We start from the raw sequence: 16,280 nt of genomic DNA, 5'->3' as shown, positions 1-16,280 counted from the left end.
ATGCCGCAACGTCCCAATTTTCTGGTGATCCTGGCCGATGACCTGGGCTTTTCCGATATCGGTGCATTCGGCGGCGAAATTGCCACGCCGAACCTCGACGCCCTGGCCAACAACGGCCTGCGACTGACCGATTTCCATACCGCGCCGACCTGCTCGCCGACCCGCTCGATGCTGCTCACCGGCACCGATCACCACATCGCCGGCATCGGCACCATGGCCGAAGCGCTGACCCCGGAGCTGATCGGAAAACCGGGTTACGAAGGCTATCTGAACGACCGCGTAGTGGCGTTGCCCGAACTGCTGCGTGAGGCCGGCTACCAGACGTTGATGAGCGGCAAATGGCATTTGGGCCTGACCGCTGAACTGGCACCCCATGCCCGGGGTTTCGAGCGCTCATTTTCGCTGCTGCCCGGCGCCGCCAACCATTACGGTTTCGAGCCGACCTATGACGAACAAACACCGAGACTGCTGAAATCCACCCCGGCGCTGTACATCGAAGACACCACCTTCATCGATGAACTGCCGAAGGATTTTTATTCCTCCGATGCCTTCGGCGACAAGCTGCTGCAGTACCTCAAAGAGCGCGATCAGACACGACCGTTCTTCGCCTATCTGCCGTTCTCCGCGCCACATTGGCCGTTGCAGGCACCCAAAGAGATAGTCGATAAATACCGAGGCCGCTATGACGCCGGCCCCGAAGTTTTGCGTCTTGAACGTTTGGCAAAGCTTAAATCTCTGGGGCTGATCGACGTCGATGTCGAGCCCCATCCGCTGATTCAACTAAGCGCTCAGTGGGAGGCCTTGAGCGACGAACAAAGGCAGATCTCCGCACGGGCCATGGAGGTTTACGCGGCGATGGTCGAGCGCATGGACTGGAACATCGGCCGTGTGGTCGATTACCTGCGCAACCAAGGGCAACTGGACAACACCTTCATCCTGTTCATGTCGGACAACGGGGCGGAGGGTGCGCTGTTGGAGGCGTTTCCAAAGTTCGGGCCCGAGCTGCTGACGTACCTGAATCAGCATTACGACAACAGCCTGGACAACATCGGCCGCGCCAATTCCTACGTCTGGTACGGCCCGAACTGGGCTCAGACCGCCACCGCACCGTCGCGGTTGTTCAAGGCATTCACCACCGAGGGCGGGATTCGCGTACCGGCGCTGGTGCACTACCCGCAACTACCGATCAAGGGGCAAATCAGCCATGGCTTCGGCACGGTGATGGACATCACGCCAACCCTTCTCGATCTGGCGGGTGTGCGCCATCCGGGCAAGCAGTGGCGAGGCAAGCCGGTGGCGCCGTTGCGCGGAAAATCGTGGTTGGGGTTTCTGTCCGGAGAGACCGCGCAGGTGCATGACGAGTACACCGTCACCGGCTGGGAGTTGTTTGGACGGCGGGCGATTCGTCAGGGGCAATGGAAAGCGGTGTACATCCCGGGGCCAGTGGGGCCGGCGACTTGGCAGCTATATGACTTGGGAAGCGACCCGGGGGAGATTCATGACCTGGCATTAAGTCAGCCCGAGAAGCTCACTGCCTTGATCGAGCATTGGCAGCGGTATGTGGATGAGACCGGGGTGATTTTGAGTGAATCGCCGTTTCAGCCGGATTGATGGCATCTGAACGACCGCATTCGCGAGCAAGCCCGCTCCCACACTGGATCTATGTTGTTCACAAATTTTGTGTTCACTGAAGATCAAATGTGGGAGCGGGCTTGCTCGCGAAGAGGCCCTCAAAAACAACCCGTCAAGCCCGAACCGTACGCCCCTCTTCCCCCACCACTTTCTCCTTGCGCACAAACCGGTTCGCCCGCCCGAACGTGCCAAAATCATTGAACCTCACCCCCATCTCGCGCATCACCTTATGCGCCACCGGGACGGTCATCTGGCGGATATAAAACGGTTCTTTCACCACAAAATGATGGATCCCGTGGCTGCTGCCAAAGTTGAAGCAGAACGCCTGCAACGGCCACATCCACCAAGGGTTCAACACCTGCGTTTGCTGGATCACATTGCCGGGTTCCACGTCACCGTAGTAGTGCATATTCGAGCTGACAAAATGCAGGCAGAACGTGCGCAACACGTTCGGGCCGATGATCACCACGGCAGCGATGTCGATCACCTGCATCATCGTCAATGTAGTCGCCGACCATTCGATAGGCGCACCCAACAGATGCGCAATGCCATTGGCGGCGTGAAAACCGAGAAACACGTACCACGCCCCCCAATGCACCAGCGCCAGTGGCGCATAGACTTTCAGAGAACGCTTGATGATGCTGAACTTGTGCGCCCAGGTCCTGGCCCGCAGCATGCGGATGAACGCCGACATCACGTTGTCGCCGACCATCAACAGCCGCGCGATGCCCCAGGGCTCACCGTTGGTGATCGCCCGCTCTTCCATGTCGGCTTCGCTGCCGGACACCTTGTGATGGTTTAGGTGCAAATGGCGGCGGATCCAGGGGTTGATGGTGCTCGGTCGCGCCAGCCACACCAGACCCATCATCAGGTTGTGCGGCACGCGCTGTTTGCGGAAGTACATGCTGTGGATCAGGTCATGCTCCAGCTCGTGGGTCAGCGAAGCAAAAAACGCGTTGAGTAGCAGGCATACCCACCAAGCCATGTACCCGGTGATGTACAGCGCTGCGGAGCCGATCATCCCGGCCAAGGCGAAGGCCAGAATGCCCGCACCCAAGGCGTCCTGATGGTTGAGAATCGGGTAGCGCTGACGCAGTTCGACGCCCTTGGCCAATACCACCTCGCGAATATGCGCTGATCGCTGTGCTGCATTCAGTCGCTGGGGACTTGCAGAAGTACCGTCCATGCTTCCATCCTCTGGTTATTGATGTTCGCATCCTGCCCCGTGATGCTTTACTGAGCGGTAGCCGTGAACGCCAACCTGTTGACCGGACGCGCCAATCAACATGACAGAACCGACCTCCCTCGCCAGCTGGACCCGCGCCCTGCGCAAGCAGCTCGATGCGCTGGGGCTCGACAGCACCGCCCTGTGCCAACAGGCGGGGCTCGACCCACAGTTGATGGACGACCCGAACGCCCGTTACCCGTTGTCCGGTACCACGCGCCTGTGGCAAATAGCGGTGCAGGTCAGCGGCGATCCGGCGATTGGCTTGCGGGTGTCGCGTTTCGTCAGCCCCACCACCTTTCATGCGCTGGGTTATGCGTTGGTGGCCAGCGGCAGTTTGCGGGAGGTCTTCGAGCGCATCGTGCGTTATCACCAGGTGGTCAGTAACGCGCTGGATCTGGAGCTGATCCGCGCCGAGGATCGCTACTGCTTCCGCCTGAAAATCCCCCAAGGCAACCCCGCGCCAGCCTTCGAAGCCATTGATGCCTTCGCGGCGATTTACGTGCGCACCTGCCGCAATCGCCTGGGCCGTGACTACGCCCCGTTGGCGGTGTACCTGCGCCGTCCGGAACCTGCCGACCCCCATCAATGGCACAAAGTGTTCCGCTCGCCGGTGTATTTCAACGCCGATGAAGACCGACTGGAGTTCGCTCTGCTGGATTTCGACAGTCACCTGGACGACGCCAACCCGGAACTGGCCGAGCACAACGAAACCGTGCTCAAACGCACCCTGGCGCAACTCAAGCCCCTGACCTGGGAGCGCAAGGTTCGCGACGCCATTGAAGAGCAATTACCCGAAGGCGAACCGTCGGCCGATTGTATCGCCCAGGCGCTGCACTTGAGTCTACGCAGCCTGCAACGGCACCTGGCGGACGAAGGTTGTCGATTCGATACGCTGCTCAACGAAAGTCGGGAAAACCTGGCGTTGCTGCACCTGCGTGATCCGCTGTGCTCGTTGGGCGAAATCAGTTATCTGCTGGGGTTCGCCGACACCAGCAGCTTCAGTCGTGCGTTCAAACGCTGGACCGGGATGACGCCGGGGCAGTTTCGGGATGGGTTGCGGTGACAGATCCGGAAGGTGTTTTGTATATTCCCGCCTCTTCGCGGGTAAGCCCGCTCCCACAGGGTTTTCGGTTGCTCACAACACAGTGATTCACCCAGAACCACTGTGGGAGCGGGCTTGCCCGCGAAGGCGGTAGTCCATACGCCGCAACCTTCAGCGCCCGCGATCCCGCCGCAATAGCTTGCGCACCCGCTTCACCAGTTCACTGACGGCAAACGGCTTGAGCAGGTAATCATCCTCATGCAACTCCAGCCCGCGCAGGCGATCTTCGATGCCGTCCTTGGTGGTGAGGAGCAGCACCGGCGTGTTGCCGAGCTTGCGGATCTGCTGCAGCAACTGCCAGCCGTTGAGCCCCGGCAGCATCACGTCGAGGATGATCAGTTCGTATTCGCCGGATTCGATAAAGCGCCGGCCGTCCATGCCATTGAGCGCCACGTCCACCGCGTAACTCGCTTCGCTCAGGCCTTTGGCCAGGAGACTGGCGGTCTCGGGTTCGTCTTCCACTAGCAACACACGCATGGCACACCTCGATTATCGTTGTCACAGGCTAGGCGCCTTCGCGGATAAAGCCCACCAATACCGTGGCGATCTTTTTTTCAAATCACCGCCAACGCTCGCAACCGCTCGGCATCCAGAATCTCGATCTCGCCATACTTGAGGTCCAGAATCCCTTGCCCCTGCAAATCCTTGAGAAGCTGGTTGGTTGTCTGGCGCGACAGCGACAACATCGACGCCAGCTGCTCCTGAGGCAGTTGCAGAACACGGCGCGGTGGATCGATTTCGCCGTAACCCTCGGCGATCATCAGCAAGCGATGGGCCAGGCGCGCCGGAGCTGGCATCAGGCTTAGCTGTTCGAGGTTGATGAAGGTCAGGCGCAGTTTGTGGCTCATCAACAACGCCAGTTGCCGCCAGTAAACCGGTTGTTGGTCGAGCAACTTCAGTAGCGTCGCCTGCGGGATGTGCAACAGCGTGCACTGGCCAACGGCGTAGGCATCGTGGGTTCGCGGCTGGCCATCGAACAGGCAGATTTCGCCGAACCAGTGCGGTGCTTCCACCAGGCTCAGCAGCGCTTCCTTGCCCTGCTCGCTCACCGCGCCAATGCGCACCGAACCTTCGAGCACTGCATACAGCCCGCACGGCGGATCACCGCGTTTGAACAGCAGTTGCCCCGACGGCAGGCGCCGCACTCGGGCCGCAGCCAGCAGACTATTCTGTAAGGGAACAGGTAAATGACTGAACCACTGCCCCGTATCCAGGCGCGAACGCCAAACCTGCATGTCCATGAAAACTCCTGGAGATTGTCGCCTGGCTGACAGAGCGAGAGATGAACCCGGGGCATCATCCGTCACCCTACAGGAGGAATAACAATGAAAAGCCTCGTTGACCATCTCAGTCAATACGCCGCCTACCACCGTGACCCGCGCAATATTGCCAGCCACTTTATCGGTATTCCGCTGATTGTAGTGGCGGTCGCGGTGTTGCTGTCACGGCCGCAATGGGGCGGAGGCTGGATTTCGCCGGCGGTGCTGGTCGCGATGGCATCGGCGTGGTTTTACCTGCGCCTGGAGGTGCGTCTTGGGGCGTTGATGTCCGTGTTGCTCGGTCTGTGCATTTGGGCGGGTCAGGTTCTCGCGCAGCAAACTACGCTGGTCTGGCTGGCCAGCGGTATCGGGATGTTTGTGGTGGGATGGGCGATTCAGTTTGTCGGCCATCATTACGAGGGACGCAAACCGGCGTTTGTCGATGATGTGACGGGGCTGATTGTCGGCCCGTTGTTTGTGGTGGTTGAGTTGGCGTTTTTGCTGGGGTTGCGGCATGAGCTGAAAGAGCAGATCGAGGCGCGGGTGGGGGGGGTGCGTTTGCGCCAGAAAGATGCTGCGGCGTAGATCGCTTTCGCGAGCAAGTCCGCTCCCACAGGGTTTTGGGTTGGCCACAGATGTGTGTTCAACGCAGATCCACTGTGGGAGCGGGCTTGCTCGCGAAGCTTTTGATTTTAAAGGTTGGCGACTTTCTGCCAGACCTTCGGTTTGAAGAACAACGTCTCACCCTTCGCCAATCCAACCAGGCTGTCGTGATCCTTCACCACTTCAGCTTCGATCAACTCGCTCTGGCCTTCAACCTTCAGCGTCACCCGCGTAGTAGCGCCCAGCGGACGAATATCCCGCACTTGCGCCGCGTGGTGATCTTCCAGTTCATGCCGCGACAGCGACACTTCGTGTGGACGGAACAGCACGTGCCGGTCTTCGCCTAAATGCAGACGGTTCGAATCGCCGAGGAAGTGATAGACGAAATCGCTGGCCGGGTTTTCGTAGACGTCGCCCGGTGAACCGATCTGCTCGATCACCCCCTTGTTCATCACCACGATACGGTCGGCGACTTCCATCGCCTCTTCCTGGTCGTGGGTCACGAACACCGAGGTCAGGTTGATGTCTTCGTGCAGCCGTGCGAGCCAGCGCCGCAGCTCTTTACGGACCTTGGCGTCGAGCGCGCCGAAGGGTTCGTCGAGCAGCAAAACTTTCGGCTCCACCGCCAAGGCACGGGCCAACGCGATGCGCTGACGCTGGCCGCCGGAGAGTTGTTCCGGGTAGCGATCGGCCAACCAATCCAGCTGCACCATGTTCAGCAGTTCGTGGACTTTCACCGCGATCTGGCTTTCGTTCGGGCGCTGGTTTTTCGGCTTCATACGCAGCCCGAAAGCAACATTGTCGAACACCGTCATGTGCCGGAACAGAGCGTAGTGCTGGAACACGAAACCGACATTGCGATCCCGCACGTCGTGGCCGGAAACGTCTTCGCCATGGAACACGATGTTGCCCTGATCCGGGGTTTCCAGGCCGGCGATGATTCGCAGCAACGTGGTCTTGCCGCAGCCGGACGGCCCCAGCAGCGCCACCAGCTCGCCGCTTTGAATGTCCAGGCTGATATTGTCCAGCGCCTTGAACGCGTGGAAGTTCTTGCTGACGTTACGCACTTCGATCGACATGACTTATTCCTCCGCGGCGCTGGCGCGCAGGCGGTTAATACGGTTTTCGCTCCACTGCTTGAGCAGCAGGATGAAGAGCGCCAGGATCAGCAACAGGCTCGCCACGGCGAACGCGGCCACGTGGTTGTATTCGTTGTAGAGGATCTCGACGTGCAGCGGCAGGGTGTTGGTCACCCCGCGAATGTGCCCGGAAACCACCGACACCGCACCGAACTCACCCATGGCCCGGGCCGTACACAGCACCACGCCATAGATCAGGCCCCATTTGATATTGGGAACGGTGACGTGCCAGAACATCTGCCAGCCATTGGCCCCGAGCAGGCGCGCGGCCTCTTCTTCTTGGGTGCCTTGTTCCTGCATCAGCGGGATCAACTCACGGGCCACGAACGGCACGGTGACGAAAATCGTCGCCAACACGATGCCCGGCAAGGCGAAGACGATCTGGATGTCGTGGTCCTGCAACCACGGGCCGAACAGCCCTTGGGCGCCGAACATCAACACGTAAACCAGACCTGCAATCACCGGCGACACCGAGAACGGCAGGTCGATCAGGGTCACCAGCATGCTCTTGCCGCGGAACGAGTATTTGCTCACGCACCATGCCGCGCTGACACCGAACACCAGGTTCAACGGTACCGAAATCAGCACCGCGATCACGGTGAGTTTCAACGCCGACAAGGCGTCTGGCTCAAAGATCGCGGTGAAGAACGCCCCCAGGCCCAGCTTCAGGCCTTGGGACACCACGATGAACAGCGGCAACAACAGAAACAGCGCAAATACTAACCAGCCGAGGCCGATAAGGATTCGCCGCGAAGTGGCGCTGCCACGTCGGGCGGCGTTCGAGGAGGCTGCTGCAATAGACGATTGGGACATGTTCGCGCCTCCTTATGGGGTTTCGATGCGCCGCTGCAGCAAGTTGATCAGCAGCAACAGGACAAAGGAAACCACCAGCATCAGTACACCAATGGAGGTGGCGCCGGTGTAATCGTACTGGTCGAGTTTGACCATGATCAGCAGCGGCAGAATTTCGGTTTTCATCGGCATGTTGCCGGCGATAAAAATCACCGAACCGTACTCGCCGACCCCGCGGGCAAAGGCCAAAGCGAACCCGGTCAGCCAGGCTGGCAACAGCGCGGGCACCAGAATATGGCGAAAAACCTGTAACGGTTTCGCCCCGAGGCAAGCCGCCGCTTCCTCCACTTCACGCGGGATATCGGCCAGTACAGGTTGTACCGTACGTACTACGAATGGAAGCGTCACGAAAGTCAGCGCCAGCGTGATGCCGAGGGGGGTGTAGGCGATCTTGAAACCCAGGTCCGCCGCGAACTGACCCACCAGGCCGGTAGGGGTGTACAGCGCGGTCAGTGCGATACCGGCCACGGCCGTGGGCAAAGCAAACGGCAAATCGATCATCGCATCGATGACTTTGCGTCCCGGGAAGGTGTAGCGCACCAGCACCCAGGCCAGCAGCGTGCCAATGATGCCGTTGATTATCGCGGCATAGAGCGCGGTGCCGAAGCTCAGCTTCAGCGCCGCCAGTACCCGTGGCGCCGAAATAATTGCCCAGAACTGCTCCCAGGTAAGTTGAGCGGCATGAACAAACATCGCCGCCAGTGGAATGAGCACAATCAGGCTGAGGTACACCAAGGTGTAGCCCAGCGTCAGCCCGAAGCCGGGTATGACGGGGGAGATACGACGCGACATAAAAGTCCTTGGTTGAAAATGCGCTAAGCCCCGACGGTGAAATCGGGGCCTGTTGACTAATGCCAGCAGTAAAGGTGCGAAACCTGTGGGAGCGGGCTTGCTCGCGAAGGCGGTGTATCAGGCGACATCAATACTGACTGTGCCGCCGTCTTCGCGAGCAAGCCCGCTCCCACATGGATTGCGCTCAACTGACCAACATTAGGTCCATTGACTGATCCATTTCAGGTTATTGCGCCTGATAAATCTGGTCGAACACGCCACCGTCATTGAAGAATTTCGGTTGCGCGGTTTTCCAGCCACCGAAGTCCTTGTCGATGGTCACCAACTCCAGTGTCGGGAACTGCTTGGCGTACTTGGCGGCCACATCCTTGTCACGTGGACGATAGAAGTTTTTTGCCGCGATTTCCTGGCCGGCCGGGCTGTACAGGTGTTTGAGGTACGCCTCGGCGATCTCGGTGTTGCCCTTTTTCTCGGCATTCTTGTCGACCACGGCCACTGGTGGTTCGGCCAGGATCGACAGCGAAGGCACGACGATGTCGAACTTGTCGGCGCCGCCGTCTTCTTTCAACGCCAGGAAGGCTTCGTTTTCCCAGGCCAGCAACACGTCGCCCTGACCGTTGTTGACGAAGGTGATGGTCGAGCCGCGAGCACCGGTGTCCAGCACAGGCACGTGTTTAAACAGGGTCTGCACGTACTCTTTGGCCTTGGTCTCGTTACCGCCGTTGGCTTTCAGGCCATAGGCCCAGGCCGCGAGGAAGTTCCAGCGTGCGCCGCCGGAGGTTTTCGGGTTCGGGGTGATGACTTCCACGCCGTTCTTGGTCAGGTCGCCCCAGTCCTTGATGCCTTTCGGGTTGCCCTTGCGCACCAGGAACACGATGGTCGAGGTGTAAGGCGTGCTCGCTTCCGGCAGACGCTTCTGCCAGTCGACCGGCAGGCTCTTGCCCAGCTTGGCGACTTCATCGATGTCACCGGCCAGAGCCAGGGTCACCACGTCGGCCCGCAGACCGTCGATCACCGCCCGGCCCTGCTTGCCCGAACCACCGTGGGACTGCTGGATTTTCACGTTGTCGCCAGCGTGGTCTTTTTTCCAGAAGTTGATGAACTCGGCGTTGTACTCCTGGTACAGCTCACGGGTCGGGTCATACGACACGTTGAGCAGCTCGTAATCCTTGGCAACCGCGGAACCAGCAAAAAGGGCACTGGCCAGGGCGGCCAAAGCAAAATGACGAATCGACGACATGGTGAAAGCTCCTGGAATTCTTGATGTGTTGGCTTTTTCTTATGGTCTGGAACGGGTTGCCTGTTCTTTTGATCTTTCGCTTCAGCTCGGTTTGTTGTTCGGGTTCTGCAAACGGAATTTCTCTTTGCGTTCGATCTGAACCACCTGGGCGTTGTGCACAGTGATTTCCACCGCACCAAAGCGCAGATCGCGCAAGGCGCTCTGGATCTCACGCAAAATGGTGGCTTCGTCCTGCCCGTCAACACTACGTAGGGATGCGCTCATGGTGCTGCTCCTTTAATGAGAGATGCCTGGCAGTGGCGGGCACTGCTTACGGCGTAGGGGCAATAGTAGATAGGCGCTGATATTCTTAAAAAGACTATTTAAGAATGTTTATATAACCATAATGAATTAATTGATAAGGCAAGGGTTTGCGGGGGACAAGGGGCTCACAAAACCCTGTGGCGAGGGGGCTTGCCCCCGTTCGGCTGCGTAGCAGACGCAAAAATTGGGGGCCGCTACGCGACCCAACGGGGGCAAGCCCCCTCGCCACAAAAAGCAGATCAAGCGCTCATCCAATCGTTGGCGCCCGGGCCCAATCCAATAATGCCGCCGGCACTGGCTTTCCAAACCAGTACCCCTGCCCCAAATCGCAGTCGTGCTCGAGCAGGAAAGCCGCCTGCTCGACCTGCTCGATCCCCTCGGCATGCACTTGCATCCCCATGCTCTGAGCCAGTGCAATGATTACCCGCGCGATCGCCGCGTCGTCCTCATCACCCGGCAAGCCCGCGACAAATCCCTGATCGATCTTGAGCTTTTGCACCGGCAAACGCTTGAGTCGCAGCAACGATGAATAGCCTGTGCCGAAGTCATCGATGGCCAGCCGCACGCCCAACTCGCGCAAGCGATGCATCTGCTCCAGCGCCACTTCCGGGTCTTCCATTACTGCGCTTTCAGTGACCTCCAGCTCCAGATAGGCCGGATCCAGGCCCGTGTCGTGCAGCACCTGAGCCACCTGCTGATACAACTCGCGCCGGGCGAACAGGCGAGAAGAAACGTTCACCGCGACAAACGACAACACCACGCCCGCCGCTTGCCACTGGCACATCTGCTGGCAGGCCTGGCGCATGACCCAGGCGTCGATCTCGGCGATCAGTCCGGTGCGTTCGGCGATGGGGATGAACTCTGCCGGCGATATTAAACCGCGTTGCGGATGCTCCCAGCGCACTAGGGCCTCGACGCCGATCAGGCGACTGGTTTTGAGGTCATGCACGGACTGGTAATAAACCCGCAACTCCTGCTGCTCCAGCGCGCGTCGCAATTGGAACGCGATCTCCACACGTTGCTGAGCATGCGCGGTCAATTCTTCGGTGTAGAGGGCGTAGCCGTCGCGGCCCGCGCTCTTGGCCTTGAACAGGGCCGAGTCGGCATTGCGCAACAATTGCTCGGCGCTCAAGGCATCGCTGGGGAACAGGCTGATGCCGATGCTGGCATTGATGAACAGCAGATGCCCGTCGACCTGGAACGGTTCTTTAAGGCCATCGATGACCCGCTGAGCCAGCGCCGCGGCATGCCCCGGTTGTGGGCAGTTTTCAGTCAGTACTGCAAATTCGTCGCCGTTGAGCCGCGCCAGCGTATTGCCCGGGCCGAACAAGGCATTCAGGCGCTCAGCCACAGCCTTGAGCAGTTGGTCACCGACACTGTGACCGAGACTGTCATTGATCAACTTGAAATGATCGAGGTCGATCATCAGCAACGCACAACCGCGCTTATGGACCTGCGCCGAGGCCACGGCCTGCCCGGCACGGTCGGTAAGCAGCAGGCGATTGGGCAGATCAGTCAGCGGATCGTGATGGGCCAGGTATGTCAATTCATGTTCGGAGTTCTTGATCGCGCTAATGTCGGAAAACACCGCAACGTACTGGCTGAGCTGCCCCTGATCGTCGCGGATGAGGCGGATCGTCTGCCATTGCGGGTAGATCTCGCCGCTTTTACGACGGTTCCAGATTTCCCCGCTCCACTCGCCGAGGCTGTCGAGTGTCACGAACATCGCTTGGTAGAAACCCGGTGGGTGATGGCCCGACTTGAACATATTCGGTCGCTGACCCAGCACTTCCTCGCGCGGGTAGCCGGTGATTTCCATGAACGCCGGGTTCACATGGATGATCAAGCCTTTGCTATCAGTGACCAACACCCCTTCACGGGTGCAATCGAACACCGCTGCCGCCTGACGCAAACGCTCCCGGTCTGCAGTGCGCTCACGCAATTTGGCGCCGACACCCAGGCAGCGAAACAATCGTGCCCGTGCAATGAAGATCAGCCCGGCGCTGAACGCCACCCAGGCATAACCGTTGATCAGTTGCCAGCGCAGCAGGTCGGTGGAACTATCGAAGAACCTGTTCAGTAAATAACCACTAAACTGGAGCCAGGCTACGGAAAGCACCAGATAGAGCAGCGTTGCACGCAAAGCATCGCGATAGGTGGCTGACATTAGAGCGTCCATGTCCCTACAAAAAGACTGGAATTATAGATTAAAGAAACATCCAGCCACTCTTATCTGAAAGGGCGACTGGTTTTATCTGTGGGCTAAGTGATAATGCAACGGCTGTTTTTTTCTTTATCGAGGGTCCTATAGGCTATGTGGTACGAAGGTTTTCTTGGCTTATCGCCCTGGTCACTGGTGGCAGTCACCCTGCTGATGACCCACGTGACGATCGTCGGCGTCACGGTTTATCTGCATCGTTATTCAGCCCATCGCTCGCTTGAGCTCAATGCAGGCCTGAAACATTTCTTCCGCTTCTGGCTGTGGTTGACCACGGCGCAGAACACCCGCGAGTGGACGGCTATCCACCGCAAGCATCACGCCAAATGCGAAACCGTCGATGACCCGCACAGCCCGGTCATCAAGGGGTTGTCCACCGTTCTGCGCAAAGGCGCCGAGCTGTACCGCGCCGAAGCGGAAAACCCCGAGACCCTGCGCATCTACGGCAAAAACTGCCCCGAAGACTGGATCGAACGCAACCTCTACAGCCGCTTCCCGCTGCTGGGCGTGGCGATCATGGGCGTCATCGACCTGCTGCTGTTCGGCACCATCGGTATCACCATCTGGGCCATCCAGATGATGTGGATCCCGGTGTGGGCCGCAGGCGTGGTCAATGGCCTGGGCCATGCCATCGGCTACCGCAACTTCGAATGCCGCGATGCGGCGACCAATCTGGTGCCCTGGGGCATCCTGATCGGCGGCGAAGAACTGCATAACAACCATCACACCTACCCTAACTCCGCCAAACTGTCGGTGAAGAAATGGGAATTTGACCTCGGCTGGGCCTGGATCCAGGTCTTCAGCTTCCTGCGTCTGGCCAAGGTCCAGCGGGTCGCGCCCATCGCTCACCGTGTTGAAGGCAAAGGCAGCCTGGACATGGACACCGCGATGGCGATCCTCAACAACCGCTTCCAGATCATGGCCCAGTACCGCAAGTTGGTAATCGCGCCGCTGGTCAAGCAAGAGCTGGAAAAGGTCGATCACTCGGTCCGTCACCAGTTCCACCGGGCCAAGCGTTTGCTCTCGCGGGAAACCAGCCTGCTGGACGACAAGCACCATATGCGCATCCAGACCATGCTCGAGCACAGCCAGGCGCTGAAGGTAATTTACGAAAAACGTCTGGCCTTGCAGCAGATCTGGGTCAAGACCAGCTCAAATGGTCACGACATGCTGGCTGCCATCAAGGATTGGGTACACGAGGCCGAGGCCAGCGGGATTCAATCCCTGCGTGATTTCGCCGACCAGTTGAAAACCTACTCCCTGCGCCCTGCCAACGCCTGATCCTCTGTGGCGAGGGGGCTTGCCCCCGTTCGGCTGCGCAGCAGACGCAAAACCTGACGACGCGTCTCACCCGTAAAAACGCGTCGTCAATTCAAGCAGCCATACCGCCCAGCGGGCCCCTTCCCCCAAGCGGGAACTTCGCTCCAAATCCCCTATCTCAAAGACACTTCGCCATCCAGGCGGGCTTTGTTCCCGGCCGCTGTCGACATAGCGGCACGCCCTTTGAGATTTGTGCCGATGGTTAATAAAAGCCTACAAGACACATCCCTTCCGCAGTGGCCCGAGGCCGCGCAAACGCTGATGGCGCTGATGCATGCCCAAGGTGAAGTGGCACGCCTGAGCGAACGCGAACAGCTGTTCAGCTCTCTGCTGGTCAGCGTCAACGCCGTGCTTTGGGCATTCAACTGGGAAACCCGTCAGGTGCTCTACGTCAGCCCAGCCTATGACCGGATTTTCGGCCGCCCCGCCGGTCTGTTGCTGTCCGACTTCAACCACTGGCGCGACAGCGTCTATCCCGACGATCTGGACTATGCCGAGCGCAGCCTCGCCCAAGTGCTGGTCAAAGGCGCCGTTGAAGATCGCGAATACCGCATCATCGCCGCCGACGGCCAGGTGCGCTGGCTCAGCGACAAGTGCTTCATCAACCGTCAGGCCGAGCCGGGCCAACCAGTGATCATCGTCGGCATTGCCGAAGACATCACCGAGAAAAAGCAGATGGAAGCCGAGCTGCAGCGCCTGGCCAGCACCGATGTGTTGACCCAAAGCAGCAATCGCCGACACTTCTTCGAATGCGCCCATCACGAATTCGAGCAAGCGCGGTTGAACGGCGCGCCGATGGCGTTCCTGTTGCTCGATATCGATGACTTCAAAGTGGTCAATGACACCTATGGTCATCAGGAAGGCGATAAGGTGCTGCAATGCATCGCCGAGAGCGGTCGCGCGGCGCTGCGGCGTGGTGATCTGTTCGGACGGATCGGCGGTGAGGAATTCGCAGCGGTGTTTCCCGGCTGTGCACCAGACATGGCCATGCAAGTAGCCGAGCGTCTGCAACGGGAAATTCAGCGGTTAAGCTTCAGCCATGACGACCAGACGTTCGGCATCACCGTCAGCCAAGGCCTGAGCAGCCTTACGCACGAGGATGAAAGCATCGACACCCTGTTCGCCCGCGCCGATGCGGCGATGTACCAGGCCAAACGCCAGGGCAAGAACCGGATTATCTCTGGCTGATCGGCCCAACACAGACCAAATGTGGGAGCGGGCTTGCTCGCGAAGAGGGTGTGTCAGTCAGCATAAATGTGGCTGACACATCGCTTTCGCGAGCAAGCCCGCTCCCACAGGGTTTCGTGTCAGATTCACTTCTTGCGCAAACGCATCAGCTCCGGCAATCCGATCTTGAGCAACCGCGCCGTGCGGCTCTTGGACAACGCTTCGATCCCCTCATGCTCGGTCAGGCGCGCCAACTGGGCGGCCATGTTCATCACTAGCGCCTCGCGGGAGTAAACCCCGCCACCGAGCTGGTACACCGCCGCAATCAGCTCTCGCAGCTCCAGAGGCAGGCGCCAGCGGGCCCGCAGCGCCGAACCATAGGCCGCGCCGAATCCGGCCAGGGCATCGCCAACTTCTTCCCATTCATCCAGCTCACCGCCGGCCTGCTTCCACTCCTGCAAACAGCGCAGCAACGCCAGGTCGCCGAGGCAATGCAGCATGCCCGCGCAATAACAGCGCGCCTGATCCAGATCCAGCAAGCGCGCCAGCGTTCGCGCGTATTCGGCGGTGTGCAGGGACAACTCCCAATAACGCTCGGCATAGTCCGCCAGCTGCGGATCGCTGAGCCGGGCACTGCGCTTGAGGGCGAGACCCAGAATCAGGTTCATGCTTTGCCCGGTGCCCAAGCGGTGCAGCGCCTGAGCCAAGGTTTGCACGGCGACGCCATGATGCTGGGCGGCGCTGTTGGCGGCGGCGATCAAGACAGCGGTGATTTGTGGGTCGGTGCGGATTTCGTCTTCCAGCCGCGTCAGATCGAGGCCATTGGGATTGAGGCTACGTTTGATCGCCACCTGCACATCGGTCATCAACGGCGCACCTTCCGCCAGTTCGCGTCGCCGCTCCAGGTACACCGACAAGGTCATGCCTGGCGCCAATGACGGCACCTCACACGACACCTCTTCACCGGCGTTCAGCAACAAATCCTGCAGGCGCTGGGTCAGGCTTTCCATGTTCAAGGGTTTGGTCAGGTACGCCGTGGGCGCCAGGGGCAAGACTTCACGTACGCTGGCGCTGTCGTTGCGGCTGCTCATCAGGATGAAGGGCAGCGGCGGATTACGTTTGCGCTGACGGACACTGCGCAAGACGTTCAGGCCATCTACGCCAGGCAACTCCCAGTCGACGATCACCAGGTCGTAAGGATTTTCCGCCAACAGGTGCAGTGCCTCCTGGCCATCGGCACACAGGTCCAGCCGTGCGTCGCAGCGCACATTCAACAACATCTGCTTGAGCAGATCGCGAGACCAGGGGTCGGCCTCGGCAATCAGCACACGAGGTACAGCGGGTAACACCACAGCAGTCATCGCACACTCCAACGGCAATGCTTGCACCTTAGTCAATGATGGCCATTCGATACAGCTCAATTGC

15 protein-coding genes are annotated in these 16,280 nt (G+C 59.5%); 5 read left to right on the top strand and 10 right to left on the bottom strand.

The window, feature by feature from the left end:
- Entirely contained in the window at window positions 1-1,611 is a 1,611-nt protein-coding gene (locus KVG95_RS06665; RefSeq protein WP_217855096.1) for an arylsulfatase, read from the top strand.
- A 133-nt stretch (window positions 1,612-1,744) separates the two neighbouring features.
- On the opposite strand, the gene KVG95_RS06660 is transcribed toward KVG95_RS06665, so the two are convergent.
- The gene (locus tag KVG95_RS06660; RefSeq protein ID WP_217855094.1) at window positions 1,745-2,818 is read right to left on the bottom strand and encodes a fatty acid desaturase; all 1,074 of its coding nucleotides are present in this window, start codon (window positions 2,816-2,818) and stop codon (window positions 1,745-1,747) included.
- A 100-nt stretch (window positions 2,819-2,918) separates the two neighbouring features.
- On the opposite strand from KVG95_RS06660, the gene KVG95_RS06655 reads away from it, so the two are divergent.
- Complete coding sequence (locus tag KVG95_RS06655) at window positions 2,919-3,923, top strand: AraC family transcriptional regulator (RefSeq protein ID WP_217855092.1); 1,005 nt, start codon at window positions 2,919-2,921, stop codon at window positions 3,921-3,923.
- Window positions 3,924-4,073: 150 nt separating this feature from the next.
- Here the strand turns inward: KVG95_RS06655 and KVG95_RS06650 are convergent, their stop codons facing one another.
- Complete coding sequence (locus tag KVG95_RS06650) at window positions 4,074-4,439, bottom strand: response regulator (protein ID WP_217855090.1); 366 nt, start codon at window positions 4,437-4,439, stop codon at window positions 4,074-4,076.
- Between the two features lie 77 nt (window positions 4,440-4,516).
- Entirely contained in the window at window positions 4,517-5,203 is a 687-nt protein-coding gene (locus KVG95_RS06645; protein ID WP_217855088.1) for a Crp/Fnr family transcriptional regulator, read from the bottom strand.
- An 84-nt stretch (window positions 5,204-5,287) separates the two neighbouring features.
- On the opposite strand from KVG95_RS06645, the gene KVG95_RS06640 reads away from it, so the two are divergent.
- Window positions 5,288-5,806 (top strand): Mpo1 family 2-hydroxy fatty acid dioxygenase, encoded by a 519-nt coding sequence (locus tag KVG95_RS06640; protein ID WP_217855086.1) that lies wholly within the window; start codon window positions 5,288-5,290, stop codon window positions 5,804-5,806.
- 107 nt (window positions 5,807-5,913) lie between these two features.
- Here the strand turns inward: KVG95_RS06640 and KVG95_RS06635 are convergent, their stop codons facing one another.
- The 6 genes from KVG95_RS06635 to dibA all read right to left on the bottom strand — a co-directional run bounded on the left by KVG95_RS06635 (window position 5,914) and on the right by dibA (window position 12,317).
- Complete coding sequence (locus KVG95_RS06635) at window positions 5,914-6,903, bottom strand: sulfate/molybdate ABC transporter ATP-binding protein (RefSeq protein WP_030131596.1); 990 nt, start codon at window positions 6,901-6,903, stop codon at window positions 5,914-5,916.
- Window positions 6,904-6,906: 3 nt separating this feature from the next.
- A complete protein-coding gene (gene cysW, locus KVG95_RS06630) occupies window positions 6,907-7,776 on the bottom strand; it encodes a sulfate ABC transporter permease subunit CysW (protein WP_052962920.1) in 870 nt (289 codons plus the stop codon).
- 12 nt (window positions 7,777-7,788) lie between these two features.
- Window positions 7,789-8,607 (bottom strand): sulfate ABC transporter permease subunit CysT, encoded by an 819-nt coding sequence (gene cysT, locus KVG95_RS06625; RefSeq protein WP_008068641.1) that lies wholly within the window; start codon window positions 8,605-8,607, stop codon window positions 7,789-7,791.
- A 226-nt stretch (window positions 8,608-8,833) separates the two neighbouring features.
- Complete coding sequence (locus KVG95_RS06620) at window positions 8,834-9,847, bottom strand: sulfate ABC transporter substrate-binding protein (protein WP_217855084.1); 1,014 nt, start codon at window positions 9,845-9,847, stop codon at window positions 8,834-8,836.
- An 81-nt stretch (window positions 9,848-9,928) separates the two neighbouring features.
- Window positions 9,929-10,111 (bottom strand): sulfur starvation response protein OscA, encoded by a 183-nt coding sequence (oscA, locus tag KVG95_RS06615; protein WP_052962923.1) that lies wholly within the window; start codon window positions 10,109-10,111, stop codon window positions 9,929-9,931.
- 286 nt (window positions 10,112-10,397) lie between these two features.
- Complete coding sequence (dibA, locus tag KVG95_RS06610; RefSeq protein ID WP_217855082.1) at window positions 10,398-12,317, bottom strand: phosphodiesterase DibA; 1,920 nt, start codon at window positions 12,315-12,317, stop codon at window positions 10,398-10,400.
- Between the two features lie 147 nt (window positions 12,318-12,464).
- Between dibA and desA the strand changes: the two genes are divergently transcribed.
- On the top strand, window positions 12,465-13,649 hold the full coding sequence (gene desA / locus KVG95_RS06605) for a delta-9 fatty acid desaturase DesA (RefSeq protein WP_007899628.1): 1,185 nt from the start codon (window positions 12,465-12,467) through the stop codon (window positions 13,647-13,649).
- 237 nt (window positions 13,650-13,886) lie between these two features.
- The gene (locus KVG95_RS06600) at window positions 13,887-14,876 is read left to right on the top strand and encodes a GGDEF domain-containing protein (protein ID WP_217855080.1); all 990 of its coding nucleotides are present in this window, start codon (window positions 13,887-13,889) and stop codon (window positions 14,874-14,876) included.
- Between the two features lie 125 nt (window positions 14,877-15,001).
- Here the strand turns inward: KVG95_RS06600 and KVG95_RS06595 are convergent, their stop codons facing one another.
- Window positions 15,002-16,216, bottom strand: coding sequence for a response regulator (locus tag KVG95_RS06595; protein WP_217855078.1), 1,215 nt, complete (start codon window positions 16,214-16,216; stop codon window positions 15,002-15,004).
- Between the last annotated feature and the right edge of the window lie 64 nt (window positions 16,217-16,280).

It is taken from the genome of Pseudomonas farris (assembly GCF_019145235.1).
Lineage (GTDB): Bacteria > Pseudomonadota > Gammaproteobacteria > Pseudomonadales > Pseudomonadaceae > Aquipseudomonas > Aquipseudomonas farris.
The sequence above is the reverse complement of the archived record's forward strand: the minus strand, read 5'-3'. Positions and strand labels throughout refer to the sequence as shown.